General features: G+C 59.3%; 24 protein-coding genes and 1 tRNA gene. 10 read left to right on the forward strand and 15 right to left on the reverse strand.

Annotation, left to right across the window (positions count from 1 at the left end; genetic code table 11):
- The first annotated feature begins 17 nt into the window (after positions 1–17).
- The 4 genes from GOB82_RS05265 (at position 18) to GOB82_RS05280 (ending at position 3,925) form a co-directional block, all read left to right on the forward strand.
- Complete coding sequence (locus GOB82_RS05265; RefSeq protein WP_166120629.1) at positions 18–1,283, forward strand: M16 family metallopeptidase; 1,266 nt, start codon at positions 18–20, stop codon at positions 1,281–1,283.
- The gene (locus GOB82_RS05270; protein ID WP_166120632.1) at positions 1,280–2,620 is read left to right on the forward strand and encodes a TldD/PmbA family protein; all 1,341 of its coding nucleotides are present in this window, start codon (positions 1,280–1,282) and stop codon (positions 2,618–2,620) included. Before GOB82_RS05265 ends, GOB82_RS05270 begins: the two co-directional genes overlap by 4 nt.
- 24 nt (positions 2,621–2,644) lie before the next feature.
- Positions 2,645–3,637, forward strand: coding sequence for a TIM44-like domain-containing protein (locus tag GOB82_RS05275; RefSeq protein WP_166120635.1), 993 nt, complete (start codon positions 2,645–2,647; stop codon positions 3,635–3,637).
- A gap of 90 nt (positions 3,638–3,727) precedes the next feature.
- A complete protein-coding gene (locus tag GOB82_RS05280) occupies positions 3,728–3,925 on the forward strand; it encodes a hypothetical protein (RefSeq protein ID WP_166120638.1) in 198 nt (65 codons plus the stop codon).
- A gap of 149 nt (positions 3,926–4,074) precedes the next feature.
- Here the strand turns inward: GOB82_RS05280 and GOB82_RS05285 are convergent, their stop codons facing one another.
- From GOB82_RS05285 to GOB82_RS05300, 4 genes are all read right to left on the reverse strand, one after another.
- Positions 4,075–4,212: a hypothetical protein gene (locus GOB82_RS05285; protein ID WP_166120641.1), complete on the reverse strand. Its 138-nt coding sequence runs from the start codon at positions 4,210–4,212 to the stop codon at positions 4,075–4,077.
- Entirely contained in the window at positions 4,212–5,171 is a 960-nt protein-coding gene (locus GOB82_RS05290) for a heme o synthase (protein WP_166120644.1), read from the reverse strand. Before GOB82_RS05290 ends, GOB82_RS05285 begins: the two co-directional genes overlap by 1 nt.
- Complete coding sequence (locus tag GOB82_RS05295) at positions 5,168–6,433, reverse strand: cbb3-type cytochrome c oxidase subunit I (protein ID WP_166120647.1); 1,266 nt, start codon at positions 6,431–6,433, stop codon at positions 5,168–5,170. Before GOB82_RS05295 ends, GOB82_RS05290 begins: the two co-directional genes overlap by 4 nt.
- 202 nt (positions 6,434–6,635) lie before the next feature.
- Positions 6,636–7,325 carry a class I SAM-dependent methyltransferase gene (locus GOB82_RS05300; protein WP_166120650.1) on the reverse strand — a complete coding sequence of 230 codons (690 nt, stop codon included), beginning with the start codon at positions 7,323–7,325 and terminating at the stop codon, positions 6,636–6,638.
- 153 nt (positions 7,326–7,478) lie between these two features.
- Between GOB82_RS05300 and GOB82_RS05305 the strand changes: the two genes are divergently transcribed.
- A complete protein-coding gene (locus GOB82_RS05305) occupies positions 7,479–7,679 on the forward strand; it encodes a hypothetical protein (protein ID WP_166120653.1) in 201 nt (66 codons plus the stop codon).
- Between the two features lie 17 nt (positions 7,680–7,696).
- On the opposite strand, the gene gshB is transcribed toward GOB82_RS05305, so the two are convergent.
- The 4 genes from gshB to GOB82_RS05325 form a co-directional block, all read right to left on the reverse strand.
- A complete protein-coding gene (gene gshB / locus GOB82_RS05310) occupies positions 7,697–8,698 on the reverse strand; it encodes a glutathione synthase (protein ID WP_166120656.1) in 1,002 nt (333 codons plus the stop codon).
- A gap of 102 nt (positions 8,699–8,800) precedes the next feature.
- The gene (locus GOB82_RS05315) at positions 8,801–10,264 is read right to left on the reverse strand and encodes a glycosyltransferase family 39 protein (protein ID WP_265794353.1); all 1,464 of its coding nucleotides are present in this window, start codon (positions 10,262–10,264) and stop codon (positions 8,801–8,803) included.
- A complete protein-coding gene (locus GOB82_RS05320; protein WP_166120658.1) occupies positions 10,261–11,382 on the reverse strand; it encodes a glycosyltransferase in 1,122 nt (373 codons plus the stop codon). Before GOB82_RS05320 ends, GOB82_RS05315 begins: the two co-directional genes overlap by 4 nt.
- Positions 11,379–11,864: an Lrp/AsnC family transcriptional regulator gene (locus GOB82_RS05325; protein ID WP_265794354.1), complete on the reverse strand. Its 486-nt coding sequence runs from the start codon at positions 11,862–11,864 to the stop codon at positions 11,379–11,381. Before GOB82_RS05325 ends, GOB82_RS05320 begins: the two co-directional genes overlap by 4 nt.
- A gap of 183 nt (positions 11,865–12,047) precedes the next feature.
- Here GOB82_RS05325 and trxB point away from each other — a divergent pair, with 183 nt between their 5' ends.
- Positions 12,048–12,998 (forward strand): thioredoxin-disulfide reductase, encoded by a 951-nt coding sequence (trxB, locus tag GOB82_RS05330; protein ID WP_166120661.1) that lies wholly within the window; start codon positions 12,048–12,050, stop codon positions 12,996–12,998.
- Between the two features lie 140 nt (positions 12,999–13,138).
- Entirely contained in the window at positions 13,139–14,020 is an 882-nt protein-coding gene (locus GOB82_RS05335) for a LysR substrate-binding domain-containing protein (RefSeq protein ID WP_166120664.1), read from the forward strand.
- A gap of 115 nt (positions 14,021–14,135) precedes the next feature.
- Here GOB82_RS05335 and GOB82_RS05340 read toward each other — a convergent pair whose 3' ends face one another.
- Positions 14,136–15,593: a mannose-1-phosphate guanylyltransferase/mannose-6-phosphate isomerase gene (locus tag GOB82_RS05340; RefSeq protein ID WP_166120667.1), complete on the reverse strand. Its 1,458-nt coding sequence runs from the start codon at positions 15,591–15,593 to the stop codon at positions 14,136–14,138.
- Between the two features lie 401 nt (positions 15,594–15,994).
- On the opposite strand from GOB82_RS05340, the gene GOB82_RS05345 reads away from it, so the two are divergent.
- Positions 15,995–16,456, forward strand: coding sequence for a MucR family transcriptional regulator (locus GOB82_RS05345; protein ID WP_166120669.1), 462 nt, complete (start codon positions 15,995–15,997; stop codon positions 16,454–16,456).
- A 223-nt stretch (positions 16,457–16,679) separates the two neighbouring features.
- Positions 16,680–16,970, forward strand: a complete 291-nt coding sequence (locus tag GOB82_RS05350) for an integration host factor subunit beta (RefSeq protein ID WP_166121087.1) — start codon at positions 16,680–16,682, stop codon at positions 16,968–16,970.
- A gap of 54 nt (positions 16,971–17,024) precedes the next feature.
- Here GOB82_RS05350 and GOB82_RS05355 read toward each other — a convergent pair whose 3' ends face one another.
- Positions 17,025–18,302, reverse strand: a complete 1,278-nt coding sequence (locus tag GOB82_RS05355; protein ID WP_166120672.1) for a UdgX family uracil-DNA binding protein — start codon at positions 18,300–18,302, stop codon at positions 17,025–17,027.
- Positions 18,303–18,388: 86 nt separating this feature from the next.
- Positions 18,389–19,939, reverse strand: coding sequence for a murein biosynthesis integral membrane protein MurJ (gene murJ, locus GOB82_RS05360; protein WP_166120675.1), 1,551 nt, complete (start codon positions 19,937–19,939; stop codon positions 18,389–18,391).
- A gap of 180 nt (positions 19,940–20,119) precedes the next feature.
- Here murJ and GOB82_RS05365 point away from each other — a divergent pair, with 180 nt between their 5' ends.
- The gene (locus GOB82_RS05365) at positions 20,120–21,241 is read left to right on the forward strand and encodes an AI-2E family transporter (RefSeq protein ID WP_166120678.1); all 1,122 of its coding nucleotides are present in this window, start codon (positions 20,120–20,122) and stop codon (positions 21,239–21,241) included.
- Between the two features lie 76 nt (positions 21,242–21,317).
- Here the strand turns inward: GOB82_RS05365 and GOB82_RS05370 are convergent.
- The 4 genes from GOB82_RS05370 to GOB82_RS05385 all read right to left on the reverse strand — a co-directional run bounded on the left by GOB82_RS05370 (position 21,318) and on the right by GOB82_RS05385 (position 23,663).
- Positions 21,318–21,391, reverse strand: a tRNA-Pro gene (locus GOB82_RS05370).
- A gap of 64 nt (positions 21,392–21,455) precedes the next feature.
- On the reverse strand, positions 21,456–22,295 hold the full coding sequence (locus GOB82_RS13375; protein WP_242007214.1) for a MerR family transcriptional regulator: 840 nt from the start codon (positions 22,293–22,295) through the stop codon (positions 21,456–21,458).
- Positions 22,288–22,632 carry an integration host factor subunit alpha gene (locus GOB82_RS05380; protein WP_265794359.1) on the reverse strand — a complete coding sequence of 115 codons (345 nt, stop codon included), beginning with the start codon at positions 22,630–22,632 and terminating at the stop codon, positions 22,288–22,290. Before GOB82_RS05380 ends, GOB82_RS13375 begins: the two co-directional genes overlap by 8 nt.
- Positions 22,633–22,694: 62 nt before the next feature.
- Entirely contained in the window at positions 22,695–23,663 is a 969-nt protein-coding gene (locus GOB82_RS05385; protein WP_377791820.1) for a beta-ketoacyl-ACP synthase III, read from the reverse strand.
- Positions 23,664–23,684 lie beyond the last annotated feature (21 nt).

Below are 23,684 nucleotides of genomic sequence, written 5' to 3' on the forward strand. Positions count from 1 at the left end.
TTCTTTTCAGGACAAGAATGACCGATCCGATCCAGCTGACCCGCCTGCCCTCGGGCCTGATTGTTGTTACAGAACGTATGGAGCGCGTCGAAACCGTTTCCTTCGGTGCTTATGTTTCCACCGGCACACGGGATGAAAGGGCTGAAGAAAACGGTGTTTCCCATTTTCTGGAGCACATGGCCTTCAAGGGAACAGAGCGCCGCTCAGCCCTTCAGATTGCCGAGGAAATTGAAAACGTGGGGGGGCATATCAATGCCTACACCGCGCGGGAGCAGACCGCCTTCTACGTCAAGCTTCTGAAGGAAAATCTGGATCTCGGGGTGGATATCATTGGTGATATCCTGACACACTCCACGTTCGACCCGGCAGAAATCGAGCGCGAGCGCGGCGTGATTCTTCAGGAAATCGGGCAGGCGAACGATACGCCCGATGATGTGGTGTTTGACCATTTTCAGGCCGCTGCCTACCCGAACCAGCCGATGGGCCGCCCCACGCTGGGCACGGAAGAGCTGATCCGCACCATGAGCCGTGACACGCTGATGCGCTACATGAGCGCGCATTACACCACGGGCAACATGGTGGTGGCCGCCGCTGGCAACCTGCATCATGAAGACGTTGTGCGGCAGGTTGAGCGGCACTTTGCGGACCTTGGCCGCACGCCGCTTATCCCCGGTACGCCCTCCGTCTACAAGGGGGGTGAGTTCCGGCAGGAGAAGGAGCTTGATCAGGCCCATGTGGTTCTGGGCTTCCCCTCCGTGGGGTATAATGACCCGGATTACTACGCGACGCTCATGCTCTCCCTCCTGCTGGGCGGAGGGATGTCCTCCCGCCTGTTCCAGGAAATCCGGGAAAAACGGGGGCTGGTCTATTCCGTCTATTCTTTCAATGCCCCGTTCCTTGATGGCGGTGTGTTTGGCATTTACGCTGGCACCGGTGAAAAGGAATGCGCGGAGCTGATACCCGTCACGCTGGAAGAGCTGAAAAAAGCTCAGAAGAGCATTGGGGAAGAAGAGCTGGCCCGCGCCCGTGCGCAGTTGAAGGCCTCTCTCCTGATGTCTCTGGAAAGCACGGGCAGCCGGTGTGAGCAGATTGCCCGCCAGCTCCAGCTTTTTGGCCGCCTGATCCCTGTTGAGGAAACGGTGGCCCGCGTGGAGGCCATTACCACGGAAGATATCCGCCGTGTGGCCGCCCGCATTTTCACCCAGCGCCCCACTCTGGCGGCACTCGGGCCTGTCAGACACGTCCTCTCTCTGGACACTATTACGGAGACACTTGCGGCATGAGTGAACAGACCCTCGAAAAGATCTCTGATCTTGTCAGCCGTGCGCGCAAGGCCGGAGCCGATGCCGCTGATGCCGTTTTCATCTCCGGCACCGCACTCGGCGCGGGGGTTCGTAACGGTGTGACGGAAGAGCTGGAACGCTCTGAAACCACAGATCTCGGCCTGAGGGTTTTTACAGGCCAGAAAACCGCCATTGTTTCCACCACCACGCTGGACCCGGCTCGGTTTGACGGCCTGATTACGCAAGCCCTGGCCATGGCCCGCATGCTGCCGGATGACCAGTATACCGGCCTCTCCCCACAAGCACTCACCGGCACGTTCACCCAGAACACGCTGGACCTGACAGACACGGCTGAACCGGATGCCAACGCCCTTCTGGCCCGCGCCCGCGCGGGGGAGGAAGCGGCTCTGGCGGTTGCTGGCGTGACCAACAGCGCAGGCAGCAGTGCCTCCTTCGGGCGCACGGATGTCATGCTTGTCACCTCTGAAGGGTTTGCCGGGCGCTATGCCCGCACCCGCCATTCCACCTCTGTCTGCGTTCTGGCGGGCAAGGAAAGTGGCATGCAGCGGGATTATGACCATCACAGCACCGTCTATCTGGCTGATCTGGATGATGCGGCCACACTGGGCCGCAATGCAGGGCACAATGCCGTAGCCCGCCTCAACCCCATCCGCCCGCGCACCGGCAAATATCCGGTTGTGTTCCACCCGCGTATTGCCAGCAGCTTTCTGGGGCATCTGGTGGGGGCCATCAGCGGCTCCGCCATTGCGCGGGGCACGTCCTTCCTGAAGGACAAAATGGGGCAGCAGATTTTTGCGGCGGACATCACCATCACGGATGACCCAACCCGCCCGCGGGGCCTGCGCTCCCGCCCGTTCGATGGTGAGGCCGTGCAGGGCAAGCCCCTCACCCTTGTTGAAAATGGCGTTCTTCAGAACTGGCTTCTGGACACCCGGAGCGCGCGCCATCTGGGCCTGACAGGCAATGGCCGCGCCGCGCGCGGGGCATCCGGCCAGCCCGCCCCTGCCCCGAGCAACCTTGCCTTCCAGCCCGGCAGTGTCACGCCGGAGGCCTTGATGGCCGACATCAAGGAAGGAATTTTTGTCACGGAAATGATGGGCTCCTCCCTCAATGGCCTGACCGGGGATTACAGCCGGGGGGCTTCCGGCTTCATGATCCGCAATGGCCAGATTGCGGAGGCGGCCGAAGAGTTCACTCTGGCGGGTAATCTGCTGGAAATTTTCGCCTCCATGATTTTAGCGGACGATTTGCAGTTCCGTTTTGGCACTGATGCCCCCACATTAAGAGTGGATGCCCTGAGCCTTGCCGGGGCCTAACATTGTGCGGAGAGACCAGACACCGTGAAAACGCGTTTCCTTACGCCAGCCTTAACCGCTCTTCTGACTGTCAGCCTGCTTGGTGGGCCGCTGGCCCCTCAGGCTGATGCCAGACCGGGCCAGGGTGGCTCTATGGGTAGCCGTGGCAGCCGGACATGGAGCGCCCCCCCCACAACCAGCACCTCGCCCTTCGGCGCGGCCCCCATGGACCGTTCCATCACGCCGCGCACGGCTCCGGGCTATAACGGCTATGCCGCCCAGACCCCTTACGGCACCCCCCTCAATCGGGGCATGGGCATGGGCATGGGCACAGCCTCCCGCCACCCGTTTCTGACAGGGCTTGCTGGAGGCATACTGGGCGCTGGCCTGTTCGGCATGCTGAGCGGGCATGGCTTTATGGGCGGTGTGCATGGTCTGTTCAGCTTTATCGGACTGCTGATCCAGATCGGGCTGATTGCGATGGTCGTGATGTGGCTGATCCGGCGTTTTTCAGGCCAGAGCCCCTCACGCAGCGGCGGGTCCGGCTTCAGCCTGAACCCGGCAGCTTCCGGCCCGGCTCCCGGCGGTTCGCCCGTCGGCCTGCCCGGCGCTGGCAGTTCCGGCGCACTGACCATTACCAGTGCTGATTATCAGGCCTTCCAGCAGACCCTGCTGGATATTCAGACGGCGTGGAACCAGCAGAACATTCCGGCTCTCCAGCAGATGGCCACGCCGGAAATGGTCTCCTATTTCAACCAGCAGCTTGCCACTCTGGCCAGCCAGGGTGCCCGCAATGTGGTGTCTGATGTCCACTTCATTCAGGGGGATCTGGCGGAGGCCTGGCAGGAAGCGGGGATGGATTACGCGACTGTGGCCATGCGCTACAGCCTGATTGATCTGACAACCAATGCCACCGGGCAGGTTATTGATGGCAGCTCCACAGAGCCTGTCACCATCACAGAACTCTGGACCTTCACCCGCCCTTCACGCGGGGGCCGCTGGCTTCTCTCCGCCATCCAGCAGGGCCGCAACAGCTAACCCTGCTGCTACTGCTTCGGTCTGCATGCATGTCTCACACGCATGCAGACCTTTTTTCACCAAAACAGTTTCAGCACCGGGATTTTGATCATGCTTTTTCTGGAAGTCGCCGCTGCAGGACTAGCCGTGTCCGCCACAGCTTTTGGTATTTTCCTGCACTTCTGGAACAAGCGTAAACTGGCTGACCTTGAGGCAGAAATTCTGAAGCTTCAGGAAAAAGGGATTCACATCGGGATGGACACCCTGCTGCAGACAGTCAGCGCCAAGCCGGAACCGGAGAAAGTCTGACCGACCCTGCCTCTTTCTTTCCCGAGGCTCTCTCCTGCCGACACATCCCCGCGCTAACGCCTGCCTGCCTGCCTGCCTGCCTGCCTGCCTGCCTGCCTGCCTGCCTGCCTTGGGGCAACATCATTCGGGCAGCATAGTCCAGCCGCTTTCTAAAAATGCGTGAATGTCAGCCCGTACATGACGCCGGCAATCATCAGCATGAACACCAGCATGGCGCGCAGGCGCTCTTTCTGGCGGCGCTGCTTCTCCGCAATTTCCTGCGGACTGAGCACAGTCTGGTTTTCCATCAGCCCCTCCACACCATCACCATATGGTCGGCCAGCATCCCGCAGAACAACAGGAACAGATAGGCCAGAGAAAAGCGGAAGGAGAGCCGTGCGGCTTTATCACCCGCAAGGCTGATCCCGCTTTCATCCTGCGGCTCACGCAGCACCCGCACCGCGCAGGCCACAAACCCGAGCCCCAGCACTACAGCACACCCCGTATAGAGCCAGCCGCACAGATGCAGGACAGACGGCACGAGTGAAACCGCCAACAGCACAAGCGTGTAAACAAAGATATTCCAGCGCGTATGCCGTGCGCCTTTCACAACAGGCAGCATCGGAATACCGGCCCGGCCATAATCCTTGCAGGCATACAGGGCGAGCGACCAGAAATGCGGTGGCGTCCAGAAAAAGACGATGCCGAACATCACCACGGGCAGAACAGCCATATGGCCTGTGGCCGCTGCCCAGCCGATCATGGGAGGGAACGCCCCCGCTGCCCCGCCAATCACAATGTTCTGCGGCGTGGAGCGCTTGAGCCACATGGTGTAGATCACGGAGTAGAAGAAAATGGAAAATGCCAGAATGCCAGCTGCCAGAGTGTTGGTGGCCATCCACATCAGGCAGACAGACAGACCGGAAAGCCCTACGCCATAAGCCAGTGCTTCCTGCGGGGGGATACGCCCCCCCGGAATGGGCCGGGTGATGGTCCGCTGCATGACGGCATCAATATCGCGGTCATACCACATATTGATCGCGCCGGCGGCGCCGGATGCCAGACAGATGCACAGAATGGACACCGCCGCCACAAACAGGTTCAGATGCCCAGGCGCCATGATCATCCCGGCGGCACCGGTAAAGACCACCAGAGAGATCACGCGCGGCTTGAGAAGCTGAACCCAGTCCTTTGCTGTGGTGCCAACCCGCTCTGTTTTGAAGCGGACACGGCCTTCTGTGGGAAGACCTGCAACACTCTCACTCATGACTGCACCGTGCCTTCAACCGCACGCGCGGAAACCGGGGCCGCCTGTTCAGGCTGTGCGCCACCGTCCGGCATCTGGCGGTTCTGCGTGAAGCTCATCACCATTGTGACGACAAAACACAGGAGAGACGCACCAAGCAGACCGCCGCTCCAGATTTGCCCGACACTGGAAAGAGGAAGAAAAGACAGGCCTGTTGCCGCAGCCATCAGCCCAAACTGCAAGAGAGCCAGCGGGCGAGGGTACCAGTATCCGCCATTTTCCCCGCGCCACAGATAAAGGCCGCAGAACGCAGCGTAAACCGCTCCCATTTGCAAGGCGGAGTGAAGCCCCTCTCCCCGCAGGAGTTGTGCAACCCACCCCGTGGAGACAACGGCCAGAAACCCGAGCCCCCAGAGCACGGGAATGCGCAGGGAAAGGCGGCTGCGCCATGTGCCTGCCATCCACAGACCTGCCAGAAGAACGGACGCCAGCGTGGAGGTAAACAGCACAGTGCTTTCACTATGCAACACACTGCCAGCCTGCTGTGCCGTTGCGGCCAGCCCATATGCAAAAACACCCCGCACCCACACAATAGAGGAGGCGGCGGCTGTCACGCTCATGATTGCGATCACGGGCTTTTCTGAAAAACGGCCACCCCGCGCCCCGGTCTCAAACACCAGACCAAACCCTGCCAGCAAGGTTACGAGCGTGACGGGTTCCGCAAATCCATCCAGCAGAGGCAGCACATCGGTCTGCGCACCAGACAGAAGCTGATGCGTCATAAACGCGGCCAGCACCGGCACGGCCAGAAGCAGAACGGCGGATGCCAGCATTTCCCCCCACACGAAGGGAGAAAACGGCCGTTTTTCTTCCGTATCAGCCCGGCTGTCAAAAAGGGTTGCGAGCACCACCATAACAGACAGAAGGATGCCCACACACCAGAGCAGAACCGCCGGAGCCTGCGCACCTGTGGTGATCACCATCAAAAGGGACACCGCAACAAGGCCAAGACCACCGTAATTCAGCGCGGGCAGCGCCATTCCGGCACGCCCCAGAGCGCGAGGCAGCCAGAGCGTGCTGAACCCGCAGACCAATGCGGGAATAACCACAAACAGAAGCATCAGGGGGGCATGAATTTGTTCAAGAAGAGGCCAGAGCCCCCTGTCCGGCAGGAGACCAGCCTGACGCAGCACGGAGGCTCCTCCGCCAAGCAGACCAGCTACAGCGGCAACAAGCAGATATCCTGCACCCACACCTGCGCCCGATGCTGCCTGCCTGTTCATGCGTTATCTTCCCGTTCCGGCTTTCCTGTCCAGCAGAGGCGCTATCCTGCGCCTAGCTTCGGCCCCGATATACCACGGAACCTGCGGACTCTGTAAAAGGCTTATAATAACGGTTTTTCCAGAGACGGGCGACCCACCCAGTCCCGCGCCGCCGTCTGCCCTGCCCTGTTCAGAAAGGGCGACGGAACGGGCCGAAAAAATCTCAGATCCGGTCGAGTGTCACGAGTGTGAAAAGACCAAGCGGAGGCACCGGCTGAATGCAGGCCCGCGCCAGATCTTCCGGCGGCAGCAGGGATTCCATAGCGAAATCAGGATGCCACCCCAGAGAGCGTGAAGCCCGCGCCATGCCGCGCTCAACCGCGCCCCGCACACCGGTGGGGGCCAGAAAGTGATTCACAAAGAGAATATGGCCGCCGGGACGCACAACACGTTTCAGCTCACGCAGCAGCTTGCGCGGATGCGGAACCACTGAGGCCACGAACATGGCCACCGCGATATCGAAAGAGGCATCAGCAAAGCTGGTCTCTTCCGCATCCATCTCCAGCAGACCGTCCACATTGGTCAGATGCTCTTTCTGCACGCGCTCACGGGCGCGGGCGAGCATGTCACCAGAAAGGTCGATGCCGGTAATGCATTTGTCCTGAGTGTAAAACGGCAGGGCAAGGCCCGTGCCCACGCCCACTTCCAGCACGTTACGGCCAGACAGGGCGTTAACAGCCTCAACCGCACGCCGACGGCCCACGCCTGAAATACCGCCAAAAACGGTATCATAGACGCCAGCCCAGCGGCGATAGGCAACTTTTACAGCCTCTGCATCCAGCGCTGAGCGTGAAGGGGGCGGAACCTGATCTTCACCCTGACCGGGCGGGCATTCGTGGAGAACGTCACTCATGCTCTCTCTGTGCCTGCTCGCGGTAATTTCTTCAAGAGCCACAACGCATCTTCCCTGTATTAAATAAAACGCGCCATAAAAGCGCCCTTGTCTCAGGCCCCACTGTGCCCTTACCTTCCGCCCAGAACGAACGGATTAAAAAGAAAGCGAGCCATGCTGAATCTGTTTATTGCCTTCCTCAGCCTGATCATCTGGTCATCTGTCGTGATTTACTACTTCCGCGCGCCCCTGTTCAGCTGGCTTGACAACCGCTTCGGCAAGGACCCCGTCCTTCCTGACGCAGAAGAAGACGAGCCCGCGCACGAGCCGGAAAACCACGCGCCCCCCGCGCCAGATACCCATACACCAGACTGAGAGAAGCCCCGGCCCTGTCAGCCTGCCTTTGCTGACAGTTTCGCCTCAATGCAATCCCAGATCAGTCCTGCGCCGTTAATCCCGTCAAACCGCTCCAGTTCCTGAAGCCCTGTGGGGGATGTCACGTTGATTTCCGTCAGGTAATCCCCGATCACATCAATCCCGACAAAAATCAGACCGTGATTTTTCAGGAACGGTCCGATCGCGGCGCAGATTTCCTTGTCCCGCTCCGTCAGCCCAACGCGGTGTGCCACACCTCCCACATGCATGTTGGACCGGTGATCTTCCCCGGACGGCACACGGTTGATCGCCCCGACAGGCTCACCATCAACCAGAATAATCCGTTTATCCCCTGCTTTGACGGCAGGTTCATACCGCTGGATCATCAACGGTTCACGCGAGCGGGCAAAGTGCATTTCCAGCAGCGCATTCAGATTCTGGTCATCCTCACGGATGCGGAAAATCCCGCTCCCCCCGTTCCCGAACAACGGCTTGACAATAATATCACGCCATTTCCGGCGGAAAGCGCGGATTTCTTCCACATCCCATGTCACCAGCGTGGGCGGCATCAGATCCGGAAAATGCGTAACCAGCAGCTTTTCGGGAGAATCCCTCACCCATCTCGGGTCATTCACCACCAGCGCCTTGCCCGGCCCCGTGCCATGCACATGGTCCAGCAGATGCGTTGCGGTGATATACGCCATATCAAACGGGGGATCCTGGCGCATCAGCACCACATCCATCTCCCCCAGAGAGCGCCGGGCCACAGGCCCAAACGTGGCATGCTGCCCACGCACCCGCTGCACCGTAACAGGGCGCAGCGCGGCACTCACCTGAGTTCTGGCCACGCCACCGGGTTCCGCCACACCTTCACCCAGCGCCATGGAGGCCACTTCATAAACAAACAGCGCATGCCCGCGGGCCTGCGCTTCCAGCATCATGGCGAACGTGGAATCACCATCAATATTGATGTGCTCCAGAGGATCCATCTGGACAGCCACATTCAGTGGAGATGACATACGCCCCCGCTTTCCTTTTGCATTACTCGTTTCGCACCGTAATCCCGTTCCCGCCCTCTTGTCCAAAAAGGCACCCTCAGGCCGGAACGGACAGACACTTTTTCAGGGCACGATCACAGCGTTCAGGCTGTGCCCCGCGCTATCACACCGCATCCGGACATGAAAAACCGCGTATGTTTCCGCCACGGCACCGCGCCGCTCGCGCACGGCGTCCGCCTCCTGCCCCAGCACGATAAAGCTGGCGGCGTCAGGTGGCTCATGCCGCCTGTGGCTGCGAATCAGATACCCTTCCGTGCAGGCCGCCGCTGGCAGGGCAAACAGCGCCCAGCGCGGCTCCACCGCCATCACCTTGCGGTTTTCAGGCGCATAAAAGGACAGTTCGGACGCCAGACCATATTCATCCGCAATCAGCACGGAAGACGCCGGCGTGCGGGCGGCAAGCGCCTGCGCAAACGTCTGCCAGCCGCCCATCTGCCGCAAGGTCATATCGAAATGCGGAGAGAGCGTGACCGGAGAGAAGGCCGCCTGCACCACAATCACCCCGACCAGCGCCATACCGGTCAGGCTGGAGGCCATCCAGCCGCGCCAGACAACGCGGCCCGCCGCAACCGCCAGAACCGGATACAGCACAACAGGCCAGTTCGCCTGCACGCGCGCGCCAAAGGCATGCTGCACAAAAACCGCCGCAGGCAGCAGCACCATCAGCAGGAGCAGGCGGGAGAACCCTTCTTTCCGCCGCCACAGCAGCCAGACACCGCCCAGAAAAAACACAAACACACCCGGTGAGGCCAGACCGACCTGCCCGCCCAGGAGCTCACCAAAATAGGTGAACATTTTTGCCGGATGCCAGTCCCCTGTTCTGCCCCCCTGCTTGAGGAAGCTTGCCCAGCCATGTGTGGCATTCCACCAGACAACCGGCGCGGCACACAACGCCGCCACACCGCCACCGGCCCACGGCCACAGTGTTTTCAGCCAGCCGCGCCCCGCACGGGTCAGGACCAGCCAGAGCACCATACCGGAAACAGGCAGCAGGGCGGTGTATTTGCTTTCAAACCCAAGCCCTGCGGCCAACCCGACAAGGAGCCAGCAGCGCCCCTGCCCCAGCAGACAAACACGCCCCAGACTCCACACCAGCAACGCCATGAAAAACAGGAGCGGTGTATCCGGTGTCATGATCAGCGTGCCGACACCCAGCGCAATCGTGCCGTTCAGCAGCAGCCCCGTGCGCAGCATCGCCCCGCGCGGTGTCAGGCCGAATGGCTCCGCCCGCGCCCAGTCCCGCGCGGCAAACGCCAGCAGAAGCGTGCCCGCCAGAGCTGAAATCGGCCCCATGGCCCGCACGCCCAGAGCGGTATCCCCAAACAGCGCCATTCCAGCGCGGATCCACACGGCCACCAGCGGCGGGTGATCCAGATACCCGGCCGCAGGAACCAGCGCCCAGACGCGATAATAGGCTTCATCCGGGGTCAGCGGCACCCATGCGGCCATGAAAAGACGGAAGAGCGTGAGCACCACCAGCGCCACGCCCCACCACCACAAACCCGCCTGTTTTCCGCGTGTACTCACAACCGCCAGACAACCGTGGAGGACATGGCGTAGTTCCACACCACTGCAATCAGGGCACCGGCGATGCTGGCTTCATTAAACCGGCGACTCTGGTCATAGACCATGTCCGCCACCCCGACATTGGCCAGCGCCCCCACGGAGCAGACCAGCATGAACAGCACCAGCCCCCACACGCAGCGCAGGCCGCGCAGGCGCCTGTCGCGGTAGGTGATGGTGTTATCGAGCATGAAATTGACAATCATGGCGACAAGAGTTCCGGCCCCCTGCGCCACGGAAAACCCGGCCCCCAGAGCCCGCAGGGCCTGCATGACGAGCAGATTGGTGCCAACGCCGATCACGCCAATACTCGCGAACGCAAGAAAGCGCAGCGGCAGCCAGCCACGGCAAAGTTTGTCCAGCAGCAGTGCGAGGAACTGGAGCATAACCAGTGCATCCAGCTTGCTTTCCCCGGCCTGCCGCGCCCGGAACCCACACGGAATTTCCTGCACGCGCAAACGCTGTGGGGAGGACAACAGAAGATCGACCAGAATTTTAAAGCCGGTGCCGGACAGATGCGGGGCAATCCGGGCAAATGTCTCCTGCCGCAGGGCAAAGAAACCGCTCATCGGGTCTCCCAGCCGGACGGGCAAAATCATCTGCGCAAGTTTGATCCCTCCATCTGAAAGGGCGTGTCGCCAGGCGTTGGCCAGGCCGGAATTGTCCCCCCCTTCAACATGGCGGCTGCCTACCGCAATGTCACAGCTCCCATCCAGCACGGCATCCACCAGCGCGCCAAGGCGGCTTTCATCATGCTGGAGATCACCATCCATCACGGCCACAACCTGCGCGGAAGAAGACAGCGCCCCTTCAATCACCGCGGAAGACAGCCCCCGGCGGCCAATGCGGCACACCCCGCGTACACGGGCGTTCTGCTGTGCGAGAGCCTTCACGGCGGCCATTGTGCCGTCCGGGGAATTGTCATCCACAAAAATGACTTCCCACCGGCGGCCCGCAAGCGCGCGCTCAAGAGCTGCTACCAGCGGGCCAATATTCCCCACCTCATTGTAGCAGGGTACAATAACACTGATATCGGGGCCAACCTGCACTCCGGTCTCCTGCGCCACAGTCGGCTCAGTCACGCACCACCGCTCTCGCTGCCGGGGAAAATCGGCACACCTGTCCGGTCAAGGCTTGTGCGTATGGTTTGCAGTGTCTGCACGCGGATAACGTGCGGCCCTTCCGTCAGGCGGCGCGTGAGGGAGTTTTCATGTGCGGCATCACGCGCAATCAGGCGGACCAGAAAGTCCCCTCCCCCGCGAATCATGTGGCACTCCCGCACTTCCGGCCAGTGGCTCAGCTCCTCCTCAAATGCGCAGAGCACGGCGTCTTTCTGGCTATCAAGGCCGATCAGCGCAAAAAAGGTGATCGGCCAGCCCAGCGCCCCGGCATCCGGGTCCGCATGATAGCCACGAAGGACACCAAGCTCTTCCAGCCTCCTGACACGCCGCAGGCAGGGCGGGGCAGAAATTCCCACACGGCGGGCCAGTTCGACGTTGGTCATGCGCCCGTCTTCCTGAAGTTCCGCCACAATACGAAGGTCAACAGCGTCGAGTTCCGTCACCTTGCCTGATCCATTTTTCGCCGCAGCCTTTTTCTGAGTAATCTCACGTGTATATGCCACGCACCCGCACACGCCGCAAACGGCTTCCGCTCTTGCCCAAAATGCACGCACCCTCCATATCGCAAGGCAGGACAGGGCGTACCCACGCCATCATGACTTCCATCATGCAAGAGGCCACCCATCATGACAGAAACCATCACCACTGATCTGCTCGTTATTGGCGCGGGCCCTGCAGGCTACACTGCCGCCATTTATGCCGCACGCGCCAATCTGGCCCCTGTGCTAGTGGCGGGGCTTCAGCCCGGCGGCCAGCTGACCATCACGACGGATGTGGAAAACTATCCCGGCTTTGCCGAGGCCGTTCAGGGCCCCTGGCTGATGGAGCAGATGGAAGCACAGGCCCGAAATGTCGGGACACGCATTGAATACGACATCATCACTTCTGTTGATTTCAAATCCGGCTCCCCCTTTCGCATGCAGGGGGATTCCGGGAGGGAATACATCGCGAAATCCGTGATCATCGCCACGGGGGCACAGGCCAAGTGGCTTGGCCTGCCCAGCGAGAAAACATTGCAGGGCGCTGGTGTTTCCGCCTGCGCGACGTGTGACGGATTCTTCTACCGCGGAAAGAACGTCGTCGTGGTGGGCGGCGGCAATACCGCTGTGGAAGAAGCCCTGTATCTGACCCACCACGCCGCACATGTTACGCTGGTGCACCGGCGCGACACGCTGCGCGCCGAGAAAATTCTTCAGGACCGTTTTTTCAAGAACCCGAAAACCTCCATCCTGTGGAACACGACGGTGGAGGATATTCTGGCCGAAGGCACCCCGGCCACCGTCAACGCGGTGCGTGTGCGCAACACGCAGGATGGCACCACGCAGGATATCCCGGCAGACGGTATTTTCATTGCCATCGGCCATGCGCCCAACACCGGCATTTTCAATGGGCAGATTGAACTGGACGCCGAAGGGTATATCCAGACCACCCCCGGCACCCCGCGCACGTCCATCCCCGGTGTATTCGCCGCGGGGGATGTTCAGGACAAAATCTACCGTCAGGCCGTGACTGCGGCTGGCAGCGGATGCATGGCCGCGCTGGATGCCGAACGGTACCTGGCTGAACTGGGGAACTGACAAGCGCCGGGGCCGGGAGATGGCCGGAGAGCCGATAGCAGCCATCTCTTGACCAGCCCCGACAATTACTGCACGTAATGAAATTCGAAGCATGACAAGTATGCTCTTGATAACTTCTTTCAATTTTGCAGGAGGCGTGCGTGGACTGGGACAAACTCCGGGTATTCCATGCTGTGGCGGAAGCCGGTTCCTTTACCCACGCGGGAGATGTGCTTAACCTAAGCCAGTCTGCTGTTTCACGGCAGATTTCCGCGCTGGAGGACGTCCTTCAGGTGCCTCTTTTTCATCGTCACGCCAGAGGACTGATCCTTACCGAACAGGGCGAGACGCTGCACAAGACGGTGCGCGAGGTCTTTTCAAAACTCGAAATGACCCAGACGCTTTTAACCGAGAGTAAGGAAAAAGCCGCAGGACGCCTGCGGGTTACGACAACAACAGGCTTTGGCAACTGCTGGCTCATGCCCCGGTTGCACAAGTTCATGGCAGCCAACCCGGACATCGATATCTGCCTGATTATGGAAGACAGCGATCTTGATCTGGGCATGAGGGAAGCTGACGTTGCCGTGCGGATGCACGCGCCCCGCCAGCCGGACCTTATCCAGCGCCATCTGGCTGATTTCCATCTGCCGATTTTTGCCGCACCGCTCTATATCGAGAAACACGGCGCGCCAAAATCCCTTGATGATATTTCAGCGCACCAACTCGTGCTTTTTGGGGAACACCACCCGCCGGTCGGCCATATCAACTGGCTGGCTGAACATGCACGGCACGGCTCCGCCCGGCAGAATGCACGTCTGGAAGTGAACAGCATGGCCGCCATGGCTGCTGCTATCGCCGCCGGGCTTGGCATCGGATCAATCCCGACTTATGCCGCAGCCCAGTTCCCCGACCTTGTCCAGATTTTGCCGGACGTAACAACCCCGACGGTGGATGCCTACTTCGTCTACCCGGAAGAACTGCGCAGCTCCAAGCGCGTTGCGGTTTTCCGTGATTTTCTGATGAGCGAACTCGGTATTCGCTGAAATCAGATTTTTCAGGCCCGTTTGCTGACAGGGCAAATGTGCGAGTCGGACTGACATCACAAAAAAAGCTCCCACTCCGGGAGCTTTTTTTGTGCTTTTACACAGCATTTATCTATCAGTTTCTATTATAACTGTCTTCCATCCTGATAATATCATCTTCCCCAAGATACGCACCGGACTGCACTTCAATCAGTGTCAGCGGAATTTTGCCGGGATTCTCCAGGCGGTGCACACACCCCTGCGGCAGGTAGATACTCTCATTCTCACGCACCAGAAGAACCTCCTCCCCGCGCGTGACAAGGGCAACACCTTCCACAATCACCCAGTGCTCAGCCCGGTGAAAATGCTTCTGGAGAGAAAGTTTGCCCCCCGGAGCCACCACAATACGCTTGACCTGAAAGCGCTCACTACGGATCAGCCCCTCATAAAATCCCCAAGGCCGATAGTTCTTCTGATGAACAGATGCTTCTGAACGTCCCTCTTTCTTCAGGCGCTCCACCAGCTTTTTCACATCCTGCGCACAGTCCTTACGCGTAACCAGCACCGCATCGCGGGTCACGACAACCACAACATCATCCAGCCCCATCACTGTTGTCAGAGGGCCTTCGGAGCGCACATAGCATCCGTGCGCGTCCTCTGTCAGAACATCCCCCACCAGCACGTTATTCTCTGCATCCCGAGGGCTGATCTCCCACAGGGAGTCCCAACTTCCCACATCGGACCACCCCAGATCAGCCGGGATAACGGCTGAAACCTCCGTCTTTTCCGCAATCGCATAATCGATGGAAATATCAGGAGATTGCGCAAAAGCTTCCTTGTCGAGCCGGATGAAATCAAGATCCGTCTGCCGTTTTTCAACAGCATTTTTCACATTTTCCAAAACATCCGGCGCATAGCGGCGCATTTCTTCAAGAAGCACATCTGCCCGGAAGACAAACATTCCGGAGTTCCAGAAATAGTTGCCATTTTTTACAAATTCTTCCGCCGCATCCCGCGCAGGTTTTTCACGGAACGACCGGATCGTAAACGCCCCTTCCACACCAGGAAGCGGCTCACCTTTTTCAATATACCCATAGCCGGTTTCCGGGCGGTCGGGCGTCATGCCGAATGTAACAATCCGCCCCTGCTCCGCTGCCTCCACAGCTTTTTTCATACCCTGCGCAAGTGCTTCGGTTTTCTTGATATCCGCATCCGCCGCCATCATCCACAACACGGCATCCGGGTGTGTCTGGGCGACAAGCAAGGCGGCCGCCGTAATAGCCGGAGCAGAATTCCGACCCACCGGCTCCAGAACAATCTTGGGGTGGCTGACTGAAACCTCACGGAGCTGCTCGGCAATCAGAAAACGGTGCTCTTCATTGCACACCACCACAGGGGGCGCGAAACCAGCCGCTTTCCCCCGCAGAACGGTTTCCTGCAACATGCTGCGCTCACTCACCAAAGACCAAAGCTGTTTGGGGAAGCTGGTGCGGGACATTGGCCACAACCGGCTACCCGTCCCGCCAGACAACACAACAGGAACGATTATCTTGCTGCCCGTGTGTATCTTGCTGCCAGTGCGGCGTGAGGTCATTTCCAGCAGTCCCTATTCCAAGTTCTTACAAATATTAAAGGTTATAACAGGCATGTCATACCTGCCACAGCCGCTTTTCTGGCCGGGCATTTCCACTTTGGATAATAGCCTGAAGTGTAAAGTCAATTGTAACATTTCTAAATACCAGCAGCGTAAAAGCAGATTGTGGCAGCATACTTCATCTTGCGGACGAGCGAACCTCAAGAGAGAATTTACCCAGAAAAAAAGATTACCGTTTTTTTATTTTACTTGCGGATACCCTCTTTACACTCCCCTTATCTGATCCCTTTTCCTGAGAAATTGGATTTTGTTCAATCAAATCCGGATATTCTCTATTCACAAAGAAGAAACGCAATAGTATAGGGTGAAACCATTCAGCCCGACAAATAAACGGAATTGTCATGACCGAGAACCAGAGTTATCCCAATATTCTTGATTTGGCCGCAGAAATCGTTTCTGCCCATGTTTCCAATAACCAGACAGATCCCGCCCTTATCCCGGCTCTTATCCGTGATATTTATCAGGCGCTGAAAACAGCTGACCAGCCGCAGAACGAGCCGGAAAAACTCCAGCCCGCCGTTCCCGTGAAGCGCTCTGTTTTCCCGGATTACATTGTCTGTCTGGAAGACGGCAAGAAACTGAAAATGCTCAAGCGCCACCTTCAGAGCGCCTACGGCATCACGCCGGAACAGTACCGTGAACGCTGGGGCCTGCCGGCTGACTACCCCATGGTCGCGCCGAACTATGCTGAACGCCGCTCCACACTGGCCCGCGAAATTGGCCTGGGCCGTAAAATCCACGCAGCACCGGAAGGTGAGGAAGCAACGGCCCGCGGCCGCCGGGGCAAAAAAGCCTCAGCCTGAGGCCTTCATAAGGTCTGGCAGCATCATTCTGGTTCGTGCTGCCAGACCATTTATATATTGACTGATCATACCGGGTTGGTGAATTTTGAAGTGCGTGCTGGCTTAACCGCCGGTGACGCACTTTTTTATTCTGGTTTCCTGCACTGTCATTCATATCCACTGGCAGTTCCACTGGCAGTGTTTTGTCCGGCAGGCTGATGTTCCCGGCTTTGGAAGGTGGACCATGACCAAGTCTGAGCTAATCGTCGCGCTTATGCAGAAGCATCCGCATCTTCAGCTCAAAGACATCAATCTGATCGTCAATACTGTTTTCGAGTCTATTTCCAGCAGTCTGGCAGAAAATAACCGCGTGGAACTGCGCGGTTTCGGTGCGTTTTCCATCAAGGCACGAGACCCGCGCGTGGGCCGTAACCCGAAAACCGGTGAACAGGTTCTGGTGTCCAAAAAGCACATTCCCTTTTTCAAAACCGGGAAAGACCTGCACGCCCGCATCAACAAGGGCCGGAAAGCCTGAGCAGCCACCGGGCTCGCTCTGGCGCGCCCCACAAGCACAGAAACGCTCCAGCCCTCAGGCCGGCGCTTCGATAAAGTCTCTCGCGCGCCGCAAATCTTCAACAAACCGGGCATACTCCCGCGCTTTCTCTGCCTCATCAGGGAGTCGCAGCAGATAGGAAGGGTGCACCGTCACCAACCCCTGACGTCCTTCCGCCAGCGGAAAAATCCGTGACCGTTCCCGAGAAATCGTCACCGGTCGCCGCAACAGGCTTTGTGCCGCCGTAACGCCCATCATGACAATCAAGACAGGCTGCACCAGCCGCTGCTCAGCCTCCAGCCAGAGCCGGCAGGCCTGAACGGAATCCGGCTCCGGCTTCTGGTGCAAACGCCGCCCATTCCGCCACGTAAAATGGAAATGCTTCACCGCATTAGTCACGTAGACTGAATTTCTGTTTAGCTCGGCTTCTTCCAACGCGCGATCCAGCACCTGCCCGGCTGGGCCTACAAACGGGCGGCCAGCCAGATCTTCCTGATCTCCCGGCTGTTCCCCCACCAGCATCAGCCGGGCTGTGGGCACCCCTTCCCCAAAAACTGTGCGCGACGCGGGCTGCCACAGGGAACAGGCCCGGCAATCCATGGCTTCAACGCCCAGCATCTCCACTGTTGTCGTGTGCTGCACCTCCGCCAGATCCGGAACCAGAACGGTACGAGGCCAGTCCTGCCAAGGCCCCTGCCCCGCCTGCTGCCAGCCCTCTTCTTGTTCGGCACCACCTCCTCCTGCATGCGTCTGGCCAGCGCCAAACCAGAGCGCCCGACCGTCCCACCGCATGCGTCGGTAAGGAGTTCGCACCTCCCACGGGCGGGCATACCGGGCCATGCAATAGGCGGCATTGCCTTCCACAACATAAGCGGACGGCGCGTCCTGCCACACCGAGCATGCAGGGTCCGCAAACGCCTGAGTAAACCCAAGCCGGAAGCGTGCCGCTTCAGTTTTCACGGACTCTACAAGGGACACCACAGACCGTACATCAGGGTCTTCGGGCATGGTCACCGGGTCCAGATGCTCATGCACCACACGAAAAACCAGACGATACAACACCGCAAACCGTTCAGGCTGATGCGCCTGAAGGGCAAGAACAATCCACGCCACCACCCGGCGCGGCAGGTGCAACACGGCCTCCGGGCCGGTCTGGAGGGAAGATGTTTCCCGAAATACGCTCTGGAGATCACCGGGAGACTGCGCCACCCGCCAGGACAAAGAGTCGGGGGGCGTGCCTGCCAGAACATGCTGCCGGGCTGCCTGCCGCCATGTTTTCAGATCAACCTGATGAGCCAGAACAACGTCTGTCATTGGGCTTCCCCTTTCTTCTCCGGCTCATAACAGGCTCGGGCGCAGTGTATACTGCCAGAAGCGCCGGTTCTCCCTTCCTCCCGGCTTCAGCTCCGGCGTTTACGAAAACGCCGCTGAAGGCGCGCCAGTATATCCGCTCCGTTCATGATTCCGAATACATGCAGCAGGAGGCCATACAGAACAGCCCCGCAGCCTACCATGCCGCCCAGCCACAGGACCCGCAGCATCAGACCCATCGGGAATGCCAGAACCCTCTGCGCAGCGAGCAAAAACAGGCCCATGAGAAGTGCCGCGCATGTTGTCTTGAACAGTCTGAACTGCTCGCTGCCGGAAACCCGCAGCGCCTGCCGCCGCATGAGCAGCACAGCCAGACACGCCACGTTCGCACAGGCGGCCAGACTACTGGCCAGCGGTGGCCCCATATGCGCCAGAGGCTTCATAAACAGCAGGTTCAGGGCAAAGTTCAGCACCAGAATGCCAATCCCGATATAGACCGGAGTCCGGGTGTCGCCCCGCGCAAAAAATGCGGGAGAAAAAACTTTCACCAGAACAAAAGCCGGAAGCCCGAACGCATAGGCACGCAGAGCCTGTGCCGACAAAAGAGCATCCTGCTCCGTAAAGGACCCATGCCCGAACAGCACGATCATGATCGGCCCGGCCAGCGCCAGCAGCCCGGCCACGGCGGGCAGTGTCAGAATAAGCACATACTCCATGGCCCGGTTCTGGGCGGAATGTGCGGCCTCCTGCTCTCCGGCGGCCAGATGTCGGGTCAGCACCGGCAGCAGGGTGGTTCCCGCCGCGGCGCCCAGCACACCGAGAGGCAACTGGTTGATACGATCAGCAAAATACATCAGTGAAACGCTGCCCGGCGGGAGCAACGTGCCGATAATCGTATCAATCGTGAGATTGATCTGCCCCACCCCGCTGCCCACCAGCCCCGGCACCATGCGGCGCACCAACAGACGGATACGCGGTGTGAGAGAAGGCCAGAGCGGCATCAACCCGAACTGCGCCCGATGTGCGGCCCAGAGCAGCAGTCCAAGCTGCGCCACGCCGGAGGCTGTCACACCCCATGCCGCCGCGTAGGCCACGTTCGGCAGGAAGGGAGAGACAAACAGAATGGCCGCAATCCCGACCACATTGAACGCCAGATACGCGGCGGCGGCCATGCCAAACCGGTGCAGACCGTTCAGCACCCCCGCCACCAGCGCCGCCGCACAGATCAGAACCAGATAGGGAAAGGTAATGCGGCTGAGGCTGACACCCAGAGCGTAACGCTCGCCGCTTTGCAAAAAGCCCGGCGCAATCAGCCGCAAGACCTGCGGCATGAACACTTCCCCCAGCACGCACAGGAACAGCAGCCAGACCAGCATGACACCCAGCGCACGGCGGGCGAATGTCCGGGCCTCGTCCTCCCCTTCCTTTGTCAGGATAGAGGAAAAAAGCGGGACAAACGCCGCATTGAAGGCGCCTTCCCCAAACAGCCGCCTGAACATGTTGGGGAGCCGGAAGGCAACCTGATACGCATCCTGCAGGGCACCCGCCCCCATGAACGCAGCCAGAAGCTGATCCCGTACCAGACCAAGGATGCGGCTGAGCATGGTCCAGCCGCCAACAGTAAGAAAATTTCTGAGCATGACACACCGCTTATACGGTCAGCCCTCCCTCCAGAGATAGAGGGAGCAGGGGCTAAATCTCAAATAAAACGCCTCTTTACTGAGACTATGCACCGCTATTTTTTGCTCGACCGGAGGCGTATGAACGCGCAAACTTGCGCCCTGATCATGTTTTTACGGCAAAGAAGAGACCAGCCCCCTATGCCAGACACCCTTAGTCAATCCTCTGCTTCCGGGCACCCGCGCTGCCTTCTGGTCAAGCCAAGCCAACGCTCAAGGAAGGGCCAGGATACAGCACGCAACGTTCTGGCTCTTTTTATTTTCGCCCTTGCACTCTACACAATTCATGGATTTCTGCCCGCGCTGGTGTGGGGGGGAGTGTTTGCCATCGCAACATGGCCGCTCTACACGCGTGCCCGCACGGCGTGGCCTGAAGCCGGCAGCGGCACCGTTCTGCCCTTCCTCTTCACCGCCGCCATGGTGCTGATTTTCGTCATCCCGCTTATGCTCATCACACTTGAAGCCGTGGGAGAAGCACAGAGCGCCCTGAGTTGGCTGGAAGAGGCCCGCCGCTCTGGTGTGCCCGTTCCAGACGCCGTAACGCATCTGCCTTTTGTCAGCGAGACTCTCACCAAATGGTGGCAGACTCATCTTTCCAACGCGGAAGATGTCTCCAGTCTCACCGGCGCTCTGGACAGCAAGGGCATGGCCATCACCAAAGCCCTTGGCTCCCAGATTGCCCACAGGGGCACGCTGTTCTGCTTTTCAATCATCACCCTGTTTTTTCTTTATAAGGACGGTACTTCCGTTATCCGCCAGTGCCGTGTGGCGTCCCGCCGCGCGTTTGGCAAACGCGGGGAAACCATTGCCCGCCAGATTATTGCCTCCGTGCATGGCACGGTGCTGGGGCTGGTGCTGGTTGGCATTGCTGAAGGCGTGCTGATGGGCATTGTCTACACTTTTGCAGGGGCCCCTCACCCCGCCCTGTTTGGTGTCATTACAGCAGTCGCCGCGATGATCCCGTTCTGCGCCATGATTGCTGTCGGGCTGGTGTCCCTGCTCATCCTGATGAAGGGCGCATCTCTGGCTGCCATCGTGACATTCGGCATCGGGGCGGTGATCATTTTTGTAGCAGACCATTTTATCCGCCCGGTTCTGATTGGCGGCAGCACACAGCTCCCCTTCCTGTGGGTGCTGCTGGGAATTCTCGGTGGTGCGGAAACATGGGGTCTGCTGGGCCTGTTTGTCGGGCCGGCAGTTATGGCGGCACTCAATCTGCTCTGGCGCAGATGGACCGCTGGCGAGAATGGTGTGGCGGCCTGAACAGCAAAAAACGGTGTTCAGGGTCTGAACACCGTATACTGCTCTGAAAATTTTTCAGGACCCAAATGAACAGATATCGGGCAGGCGGGATTCGAACCCACGACCCCCAGTCCCCCAGACTGATGCGCTACCAGGCTGCGCTACTGCCCGTTCATTTGGTGAGAGGGTCTTTAGCAGGCCCCTTTACAACGCACAAGCCACCTTGCGCATTTTTTCACGCCATCAGGCGGTTACGGAACGCCTCAAGCTCAACCAGAATATCCGCCAGATCGGTTTTCAGCCGCAGTGTCTGCTTTTCCAGCCTGCGAAGTTGCTCACCGGAAGCCGCTTCCGGAACAGGTGCGGGCATAGCGCCCCCCTGATCAGGAGTGAAAGCCCCAGCGCCTTCACGAAGCTGAATGCGTTGCTCCGCCAGCACGGCATCAACAGCTGACACAGTCTCTTCAGGCTGCATCTCAAATGACCCTTCAGAGGAAGCAGACTCCGGCGTTTCAACGGAGAGGTGCTCTCCCCCACCGTCATGCCTGACAGGTTCGTCCACCACCAAAGTGGGATTGAATGCCTCCGAGCCTGCCGCTACGGGAGCTATCTCCTCGAATGGCGTCTCTTCTATAGAGGCTGCCTCCGTGGAAACTGCCTCTGTGGAGACGGCTTCTGCCGGAGGAGCGTCTGCCTGAACCTCTGCCGGAGCAGCCTCCTGCGTCAGCACAGTCTCCTGCTGCGCAGCCAGCCCCTCACCTTCACGCAGAAGCCGCTGAACACCTTTAACGGTGTAGCCCTTTGCATAGAGGAGATCAGCAATATGCCGCAGAAGGTCAACATCGACAGGACGGTAATAGCGCCGCCCTCCGCCTCTTTTCAGAGGGCGGACCTGCTCAAAGCGTGTTTCCCAGAATCGGAGGACATGCTGTGGTACATGCAGTTCATCAGCCACTTCACTGATGGTGCGAAAAGCATGCGGCCCTTTTTCATGCCGGGCGGCAAGAACGCCGCTTTCGTCCTCAGCCAGAATGGAAAGATCCTCAACGGAGGATGATCGATCGGTTTCACTCATCGCCATAGGCCTCGCCGCCATCACCTGTTTCATGATTAATGGCCGCACGCAGCAACTGGCTTGGGCGGAAGACCAGCACGGAACGTGGAAGAATCGGGACTTCCTCGCCTGTCTTGGGGTTGCGTCCGCAACGCTGCCCCTTTTGTCTTACGGAAAATGTGCCAAAACCGCTGATTTTGACACTTTCACCTTGCTCCAGCGCAAGCATGACTGTTTCCAGAATGTCTTCCAGAAGTACAGCTGATTCCTTACGGGACAGCCCGACCTGCTGATAGATCTGCTCGACCAGAGTGGCACGTGTGACAGTTTCCATACTGATGAAAGTAACATGTTGCACGGCCTCGTCAATTCACTCTTGAGGCCGGAAACACTCCTGTCGTCAGAAATATGAAAACGCCCTTAGAAACGGGCCAGCGCCGAACCCCATGTCAAACCGCCGCCAAGGGCTTCCATCAGCACCAGATCACCCGGTTTGATGCGGCCATCCCGCACGGCTTCATCCAGAGCCAGCGGAATGGAGGCTGCCGAGGTATTGGCATGCCGGTCTACCGTGACCACCACCTGCTCAGGCGGAAGGTCCAGCTTTTTCGCCACACCTTCAATAATGCGGATGTTGGCCTGATGCGGGACCAGCCACGCGACGTCTGAATACTCCAGACCTTCGGCCTTCAACGCCTCATCAACAGAAGAGGAGAGTTTGGCAACGGCATGCCGGAAGACATCCCGCCCGTTCATTTTCAGGAATCCACTTTTATCGCGGCGGCCCACAGCGCCGTCCACATACAGCAGATCCCCCGTCGTGCCGTCTGAATGCAGGTGCGTAGAGAGCAGACCCCGCTCACCCGGCGTATCAGACCCGGAGAGAACAACAGCTCCGGCGCCATCACCAAACAACACGCAGGTCCCGCGGTCGGACCAGTCAACAATCCGGGAATAGACTTCACTGCCGATAACCAGAATATTCCGCGCCTGCCCTGAGCGAATGAAGGCATCCGCTGTAGAGAGCGCGTAAATAAAGCCGGAACAGGCGGCCGCCAGATCAAACCCGAAGCCCTGCTTCATGCCGAGTTCGGCCTGAATACGCACCGCCGTGGCGGGGAAAGCCTGATCGGGCGTGGATGTCGCAACAATCACGGCGTCAATGTCATCAACACTCAGCTTGGCGTAGTCCAGCGCCTTGCGCGCGGCGGCCGCCCCCATGCTGGTTGCCGTATCATGCTCGCCCGCAATATGACGGCGGGTGATGCCGGTGCGGGTTCTTATCCATTCATCCGAGGTTTCAAGGCGGCCCGCCAGCTCATCGTTGGACACGACCCGATCAGGCAGAAACCCGCCAAACCCTACCAGAAGCGAACGTCTCGCCATCACCGTTCTTTCATTCTCAAACAC

It is taken from the genome of Acetobacter farinalis (assembly GCF_011516935.1).
Classification (GTDB): Bacteria; Pseudomonadota; Alphaproteobacteria; order Acetobacterales; family Acetobacteraceae; genus Acetobacter; species Acetobacter farinalis.